Origin of the sequence: Synechococcus sp. CCY 9618, assembly GCF_019038415.1 — a bacterium.
Classification (GTDB): Bacteria; Cyanobacteriota; Cyanobacteriia; order PCC-6307; family Cyanobiaceae; genus Cyanobium.
In genome coordinates this window covers 1-7597 of record NZ_JAFKRG010000022.1, presented here as the reverse complement: position 1 = coordinate 7597, position 7597 = coordinate 1, and the positions used below count along the sequence as shown (strand labels likewise).

Annotated in this window: 9 protein-coding genes; 3 read left to right on the top strand and 6 right to left on the bottom strand. The window is 70.4% G+C overall.

Translation table 11 applies throughout. The annotated features are described in order from the left end of the window. Positions 1–431: hypothetical protein (locus KUG41_RS06270; RefSeq protein ID WP_216902245.1), on the top strand; the 431-nt coding region annotated here is incomplete at its 5' end. 6 nt (positions 432–437) lie between these two features. Here KUG41_RS06270 and grrM read toward each other — a convergent pair. The 6 genes from grrM to mnmE all read right to left on the bottom strand — a co-directional run bounded on the left by grrM (position 438) and on the right by mnmE (position 6394). After that, entirely contained in the window at positions 438–1598 is a 1161-nt protein-coding gene (grrM, locus tag KUG41_RS06265; RefSeq protein ID WP_216902243.1) for a cyclophane-forming radical SAM/SPASM peptide maturase GrrM/OscB, read from the bottom strand. 5 nt (positions 1599–1603) lie between these two features. Next, complete coding sequence (gene grrA, locus KUG41_RS06260) at positions 1604–2059, bottom strand: GrrA/OscA1 family cyclophane-containing rSAM-modified RiPP (protein ID WP_216902242.1); 456 nt, start codon at positions 2057–2059, stop codon at positions 1604–1606. Between the two features lie 5 nt (positions 2060–2064). Then, entirely contained in the window at positions 2065–3090 is a 1026-nt protein-coding gene (gene grrP, locus KUG41_RS06255) for an extracellular substrate binding-like orphan protein GrrP (protein ID WP_216902240.1), read from the bottom strand. Positions 3091–3200: 110 nt separating this feature from the next. Next, entirely contained in the window at positions 3201–4055 is an 855-nt protein-coding gene (nadC, locus tag KUG41_RS06250) for a carboxylating nicotinate-nucleotide diphosphorylase (protein ID WP_216902247.1), read from the bottom strand. Positions 4056–4132: 77 nt separating this feature from the next. Further along, complete coding sequence (locus tag KUG41_RS06245; RefSeq protein ID WP_216902238.1) at positions 4133–4876, bottom strand: DUF4079 domain-containing protein; 744 nt, start codon at positions 4874–4876, stop codon at positions 4133–4135. A gap of 87 nt (positions 4877–4963) precedes the next feature. Then, the gene (gene mnmE, locus KUG41_RS06240) at positions 4964–6394 is read right to left on the bottom strand and encodes a tRNA uridine-5-carboxymethylaminomethyl(34) synthesis GTPase MnmE (RefSeq protein ID WP_216902236.1); all 1431 of its coding nucleotides are present in this window, start codon (positions 6392–6394) and stop codon (positions 4964–4966) included. Here mnmE and KUG41_RS06235 point away from each other — a divergent pair. Next, entirely contained in the window at positions 6393–6947 is a 555-nt protein-coding gene (locus KUG41_RS06235) for a DUF2062 domain-containing protein (RefSeq protein ID WP_216902234.1), read from the top strand. The genes mnmE and KUG41_RS06235 overlap by 2 nt on opposite strands. Positions 6948–7414: 467 nt before the next feature. Further along, on the top strand, positions 7415–7597 hold a 183-nt coding region (locus KUG41_RS06230), incomplete at its 3' end, for a hypothetical protein (protein ID WP_216902232.1).

Below are 7597 nucleotides of genomic sequence, written 5' to 3'. Positions count from 1 at the left end.
ACTACATCTCCTCCAGCGGCCTCTTTCCACCCTCCAGCAGCCAGGGCCTCCAGCTCCAGCAGCAGTTCATGGTCGATGCCACAGGCACGCCCCTGACAACCCAGCCCAACAACGCCGCCACGCACGGGGCCAGCGGTCTGATGGCGACGGGGAATGCTCCACTGGTGGATCCGATCACCGGCTCCGCCCAGGGGTTCGCTGCTGAACCGGAACTGGGTCACGACAATGATCTCGACCACGGGGCCGGCGGTGATGTCCTGCCCGCGGATCTGGCTTTCTTCGCCGATCCCGTCCCATCCCTGAGCGCGCTCTCCTGCTGTGGAGTCCTGGATCCCACTCCCACCGATCTGATGGCCCCGGTGTTCCCGGCCGCCAATTCCACCCCCTCGCCAACCACCCCCTGGCCTGGCTCCATCCAGCCTCTGATCTGACCAGGCTCAGACGTCGGCGCCGATGGCCAACTCCCGCTCCATGCCCGCCAGCACCACGTCAGCCACGGCCTTGATGCGGTAGCGGCAGGCCTGGGTTTCAGTGCCGTCGAAGGTGCCCAGTTCCCAGTATTTGTTGCTGCCGGCCCCACCGCCGCAGAGGCCGAAATAGTCGCAGCTGCTTCGGCAGGCCTCCACCCCCGCAGCCATGTCGCGGTGCATGCGCTGGAACTTCTCGGTGGCGAGCACCGATTCCAGGCTGTCGGTGCGCACGTTGCCGAGCACGAAATCGCCGTACTCCTGCGTCTTCACCGCCAGCAACTCCGGGTCGAAGGTGGAGAAATGGCCCCGGTAGTCCACGTTCAGGATCACGAAAGGCTTGTTCATGTCGGTGCGCTCGAGCCTGGCGTCACCACAGGCCAGGGCGCACACCTGCTCGAATTCCCGCAGCCGCAGGGCACCGGGATGGCGACCGGTGAGCTCCCAGAACCGCTGCAGGAAGGCACGCCAGCGTGCCTCGGTGCCGGGCCGCTCCAGGCTCGAGACCCGGTTCTCCCCCTCCGTCTCCTCCATGTTGAAACCCACCTCCTTGATGTCGTGGGCCAGGAAGAACTCGAAGATCGTGTCTGCGTGGTCGAGAGCGTTCTCGGTGATCACGCTGATCACATGAAAAGGCAGGGCCCGGCGCTGCAGCCAGCCGATGCCGCGCATGGTGGCGGCGTGGCTGCCCAGCCCGGTGCGGGTGCGGCGATGGGCATCGTGCAGGAAGGCGGGCCCGTCGAGGCTGACCCCCACATCGATGCCGTTGCGCTCGAAACAGTCGCACCAGGCGGCGTCGATCAGGGTGCCGTTGGTCTGGATCGCCTGGCGCAGCTCCACGGTTGGGCCGTCGTGGCGGGCAAGGGCGGAGCGGAGCCGTGCGCTGGCCTCGTCGTAGAAGGCGATCGGCACGGCCAGGGGTTCACCGGCATGCCAGAGCAGGGTGAGGGAGTCCCCCAGGAAGGGACTGGCCAGCACCCGCTCCAGGATCGGCTCCAGGAGGGCTGGATCCAGCTGGCCTCGGTTGTCACGCTCCGGCAGGTAGCAGTAGTCGCAGTCGAGGTTGCAGAACGGCGTGGGCTGCACCACCAGCAGGGAGAGGGGGCCGCAGCGGATGGGGGGCGGCGGCACGGCTCCTACCAGTTGCGGAACACGCCGCCGCGGATGGGGCCGCCATTGAGGAAGCCGCCGCCGTAGTTGCCGTTCACAAAGCCGCCGCCGCCATTGGCGAAGGCCCCGCCGCCGCCGTAATAGGGGTGGTAGTTGGCGAAGCCGCCCCGGTAGCCGCTGCCGTTGGCGAAGCCGCCCCGGGCGCCGTTGGCGAAACCACCCCGGGCCCCGTTGCCGAAACCGCCGCGGCCACCATTGCCGAAGCCGTAGGCCAGCTGATCGCCCTCAGGAAGCGGCGATTCGGCAGAGGCCCCGTGGCGCTCCCGGATCGCTGCCGAGATGCGCCGCAAGCGAAGTTCGATGCTGGAGGGGGACGCCGGGGAAGGAGAACCATCGAAGGCCCTGGCCTCGGCCGCTGGGGCCGCCAGGGCCGCGATCGCCAGCAAGGCGCCGAGCAGGGCCGTGCGGGAGGTGATGGTCATGGGGGTCAGCGGGGGGCGGCGGGAACGGGGGAGGCGGGGGATGGCGTGGCGGGGGCGGCCGGGGCCCGGATCGACTCGTAACCGAGCAGAACGGCCTGGAAGTAAGCCCGGATCACCTCAGGAGGCAGCTCCAGGATCCCCTGCGGTCCGAGCCAGCGCTCCACGGTGGCCACATCGGCAGGATTGCCGTTGAGATAGCCCTGCAGCAGCTTGGCGATGGCCAGGTTGACCAGGTTGCGGAAGGTGGACTGGTTCTCGGGAAGCATGCAGCCCACGGCGAAGTGGCTGAAGGCCTGGGCCGGCACCAGGCCGTAGCCCTTGCCGCCGAGTCCCTGCACCGCTCCGGCCAGCAGCAGGGAATCCCCCGCCACGGCCGCCACCTTGCCGGCCATCAGGGCCCGCACCGCCGGTTCGATGCCGGCGAAGGGCACCGTCACCGCCTTCGGCTGCAGGGCGGTGAGGGTGGCGCTGCCCAGGGAGTCCTTGACAACGCCGATCCGCTGGCCGGCCAGGGCTGCCGGTGCGCCGTCGAGGGTCCCCTGGCGGGTGAGCAGGCGGATGCCCGAGAGGGCGAAGGGCATGGAGAAGTCGACGTGCATCTCCCGCTCCCAGGTGAACTGCACCCCGCAGGCCAGGTCCACGTCGCCGCGGTGAACGTCACGGAACAGGGCTGCCGTGTCTTCCTGGACGGTGTAGACGACCTTCACCGGCCGGCCCAGGTAGTCGGCCACCTCGGCCTCGATCCGGCGGCCAATGTCGAGGGAGTAGCCCACCAGCTGCTTTTTGTCGTCGACGAAGGCCAGGGGCACCACACCGACGGGACCGGCCATGGTGATCTCGCCGGTGCGGGCGGCCTGCTCGATCACCGTTTCGGCCAGCGCTGCCGCCGGCAGACCGAGGGCGGCGAGAAGGCCGGCGCCGAGGCCGACGACCCGGCCCGTGGAGGTGCCCAGCCGCTGCAGCAAGGACGGCAAGCGATGCCAGGGGTGGTGCCGCAGGATGGGGCCGGAAGAGGGGTCTCGCTGCGGCACGAAGGGGCGGACGGGGCGTACCGGCCACTGTGGCAACGATTTCAGCCGCCGGCGACGGGCGCGGCGACCGCGTGGGGATTCTTCACCGGCGGGGCCGTCGCGGCGGGGGCTCAGGCCAGGGTGGCCGTGAAGCGCATGCTCAGATCCAGCCAGGGACTGCGGGTGACAGGGGCGCTGGTGGAGATCAGATCGATGCCGGTGGCGGCATAGGCCGCCAGCTGCTGGGGCCGCACCCCGGAAGCCTCCAGCAGCACGGTCGGCGCCAGGGCCCGCAGCCGCGGCACCAGCTCCGCCAGGGCCTCGGGGCTGAACTCGTCGAGCAGCACCGCATCGGCCCCCGCCCGCACGGCGGCCTCGGCTTCGGCGGCGGTCTCGGCCTCCACGATCACCCGGGACGGCCAGGGGGCCGAGGCCCGCACCGCCGCCATGGCCCGCTCCACCCCGCCGGACCAGGCCAGATGGTTCTCCTTGAGCATGGCCGCATCATCCAGGCCAAGACGGTGGTTGCAGCCGCCGCCGCAGCGCACGGCGTACTTCTCCAGCACCCGCAGGCCCGGGGTGGTCTTGCGGGTGTCGGCCAGGCGCACGCCGCTGCCCGCCAGGGCCGCCACCAGGTCGGCGGTGGCGGTGGCGATGCCCGAGAGGCGCATGGCCAGGTTGAGGGCGGTGCGTTCGGCGGCCACCAGGGCGGACGCCTGCCCCTCCAGCTCCAGCAGCCGCTGACCCTCCCGCACCGGCTCCCCATCACCCACCAGCAGCCGCACCGAGGAACAGGGATCCAGCAGGGCCAGGAGGGGCCCCACCAGCACCCCGCCGCAGAACACCCCGTCCCCGCGGCTGATCCAGTGGGCCCGCCCGCCGCGGCCGATCAGAGCCGGGGCGGTGAGGTCGCCGCGGCCGAGGTCCTCGGCCAGCCAGCCGCGCAGCTGGGCCTCCAGCTGGGGGGTGAAGGGCAGCACGGGGATGCCGTCCAAGGCGGTAAGAGCGAGGCCACCCCATGATGCGGGGCCACAGCGAACGGACTTCGCGGGCCAGCTCCCGGTCAGGTGCCCTCAGGGGCAGGTGCCGGAGCGTCCGGAGCGGGAGCCGCCGGAGCGAAGGGCGGGCAGACCCGCTGCACCGGATCGCAGGCGTAGATGGTGGGCTTCTGCCAGGCCAGGGGGATCTCCAGCAGATCGCGGCTGCCGGTGATCCCCTGCACCACGAACAGCAGGGCCGCCAGGGCCGAGGCGGTGATGTGCAGCCGGCGCCAGCGCAGGTCGCGCAGGATCTCGGGGCGGGCGGCGAGAGAGAAGATCATCAGGCCCACCACGGCCACCCCCGACCAGTAGTGGGACTGCCAGAACTCCGCGCTCAGGGGGTTGTCGCTGAGGCGCCACACCTCCGGCTGGGCGCCGAGACCGAGCACACCGGCCCAGGTGAGCAGGGCGAAGACGAGACGGTAGGCCTTGGCCTTCACCCGCCAGAGGGCCAGCAGGGACACCACGGTGCCGATCAGCACCAGCAGCAGCTGCAGGGCGCGGCCGCTGCCACCGGCGAACTCCCCCGGGGGGGTCTTGGTGGCGATCACCACCGTGAGAGCGACGAGCACCAGCAGCACCACCCCCGCCGCCAGCCACTGGCCCAGGTCGGCATGGTCACGGCCGGTGGTGGGGGGCAGCTTGGCCTTCTCCACCCGGCGCGCCCGGGCCTGGATGCCGAGGCGGGCCACCATGCCGATCAGGGGATAGATCAGCACCACCGCCAGGGCGGGGTGGAGGATCCAGAGCCAGTCGACGGTTTGCATCCGGTGCCCTGGGAATCGTTCTCCAAAGCATTGGCGCTCGACGGTCAGCGGTCAACCGCCGTGAGCGTTTCGTGATGGCTCCGGCGCCTACTTGCCGATGCAGAAGCGGGAGAAGATCCGATCCAGCACCGCCTCACTGACCTCCTCGCCGGTGATCGCTCCCAGCTGCTGGATGGCGGCGCGCAGGTCGATGGTCCAGAAGTCCCAGGGGAGATCCCGGGCCGCCGTCTCCAGCGACCGCTCGAGGCTGGCGGCCGCACCGGCGGCCAGCTCCCGCTGGCGGTCGTTGAGGGCCACCTGCAGGCCCTGGATCTCACCGGCCCCACAGCAGCCCAGCAACGCCGCCACCAGAGCGTCGCGACCCGCGCCGGTGAGGGCGCTGATCGAGGCCTGGGGCATCGAAGGCGTGGCCGGGGCCGGAGCGGCTGGCTCGGGAAGGTCGCCATCGCGATCCCCGAGCGCATCCAGCTTGTTGCCCACCAGCAGCAGGGGCACCCCCTCGGGCACCTGCTCCATCAGTTCCCGGTCGGCGGCGGTCCAACCGGCCACGAGATCGAACAGCAGCAGCACCACATCGGCGCCGGCCAGGGCCTGGCGGCTGCGGTCGATGCCCAGCTGCTCCACCCGGTCGTCGGTGGGGCGGATGCCGGCGGTGTCGAGCAGGGTGAGGGGCACGCCGTCGAGCACCAGCTCACTTTCCAGCAGGTCGCGGGTGGTGCCGGGCAGGTCGGTGACGATGGCCCGCTCGCGGCGGCTGAGCAGGTTGAGCAGGCTGGATTTGCCGACGTTGGGGCGGCCGACGATGGCCACCCGCAGACCCTCCCGCAGCAGCTCCCCCTGGCGGGATTCGGCCACCAGGCTGTCCAGCTCGGCCCGTACCGCCGCCAGGGCCGAGCGCACCGCCGCAGCGTCCAGGGGCGGCAGATCCTCCTCGAAATCGACCCGGGCCTCCAGTTCGGCCAGCTGATCCAGCAGCCGCTCCCGCAGGCCGACGATGCGGCGCTGCAGGCCGCCGTCGATGCCGGCCATGGCCAGATCGGCCGCCCGGCGGCTGCGGGCGGCGATCATTTCGGCGATCGCCTCGGCCCGGGTGAGATCGAGACGGCCGTTGAGAAAGGCCCGCTGGCTGAACTCCCCCGCCAGCGCCAGGCGGGCGCCGGCGGCCAGCACCAGCTCCAGCACCCGCCGCACGGCGATCAGGCCTCCGTGGCAATGGAACTCCACCACGTCCTCGCGGGTGAAGCTGCGGGGAGTCCGCATCAGCAGCAGCAGGGCCTCGTCGACCCGCCGCCCATCGGCCGGGTCGACCACGTGCCCGTAGAGCACCCGATGGCTGTCCCAGCTCTGGGCGCCGGGGGCCTCGAACAGGCGTCGGCCGATCGCCTCGGCCCGGGGCCCCGAGAGCCGCACGATCGCCACGCTGCCGGCCCCGGCCGCCACGGCGGTGGCGATGGCGGCAATGGTGTCCCCATTAGGGTTCGCCTCCAGCGTGCCCTCTCCCCGCGTCACTGGTTGCATGGCACCGTTTCGGCTCCAGTCTCCGTCCCTGCCGCGGGCGTTGGGCGCCCTGAAGAGGAAGCTGCGTCAGGGAATCGAATGGCTGTGGCGCCAGGAGGGCAGCCACGGTCAGCGGGCCCGGGGCCTGGCGGCCGGGGTGTTCATGGGCTGCTTTCCGATCTTCGGCTTCCAGACCCTGCTCGGAGTGGGCCTGGCCAGCCTGGTGCGGGGCAACCACCTGCTGGCGGCGGCGGGCACCTGGATCAGCAACCCGATCACCTATGTACCTCTCTACTGGTTCAACTACCAGCTGGGCTGCCTGCTGCTGGGCCCGGGCCGGGGCTGGCCCGGCGGCGCCATCCTGCGCCACGACACCCTGCGCCAGCTGGGCTGGAGCTTCACCGCCCGGCTGCTGCTCGGCTCCGCCCTGGTGGGGCTGGTGGCGGCCACCATCAGCGGATGCCTGTGCTGGCGCTGGCTGGAGCGCCAGAAGCACGGAGCTGGGACAGCGATGGCGGAGGGAGCCTCGGACAGCCCCCAGCCGACCTCCAGCGCAAAGCCACGGCAGCGCTGAGTTCCATCTCAGCGGCCCCATGGTGATCGGGCTGTCCAACAGCACGTCAAAAGAAACGCGCCATTTCTCAGCCAAAGCCTCAGCCACTCCTCACCTCCAGGCATCAGATTCTCCCGGTAAGTCGTTGTCAAATCAAAGACACCCCCGATGGGGTCGTCCCATAATCAAGCTGGGCAGATTCGCGCTTCACTGGCAGAGGTATTTCCGAACAGAAGTCAATGCCCCAGGGCACTGGGAAGCTCAACTCTGTGCGTCCTGAATACTTCGGCCAGTGGGAACTGAACTGCCACGCAGGGGGTGACTCTCCTTGAATAATCCTTCGCAAGATGGTCTTGACTGCCACGTCGAATCGGACGCTATCCACGGCCGCTGCCTTTCTTCTGCTGGATGGGTCCAGTCAAGCCAGCCGTGCTTCTGAATCTCCGCTGCCGGCGCGGAAAAGCTCAGCATCTCCTGCCGCAACCGCTTTGCTCGCCTCCGCAGCCGGCGACCTGTTCCGATCCAGCACCAGCATCGCGGCCACCAGAAGCGTGGCACTGAGCAGCCACCGTGCCCTGAGCGACTCCTTCGCCGGGCGCGACCCCAACGCCACCACCTCAGGCTCCTCCGCAGGCAGCTCCTGTCTCTGCAAGGACTGCACCAAGCTGGAT

Bases quoted from the DNA above. Each gene is read 5' to 3' on its own strand.
- grrA (WP_216902242.1), bottom strand. From the start codon at position 2,059: ATGACCATCACCTCCCGCACGGCCCTGCTCGGCGCCTTGCTGGCGATC.
- KUG41_RS06245 (WP_216902238.1), bottom strand. From the start codon at position 4,876: ATGCAAACCGTCGACTGGCTCTGGATCCTCCACCCCGCCCTGGCGGTG.
- KUG41_RS06235 (WP_216902234.1), top strand. From the start codon at position 6,393: ATGGCACCGTTTCGGCTCCAGTCTCCGTCCCTGCCGCGGGCGTTGGGC.
- mnmE (WP_216902236.1), bottom strand. From the start codon at position 6,394: ATGCAACCAGTGACGCGGGGAGAGGGCACGCTGGAGGCGAACCCTAAT.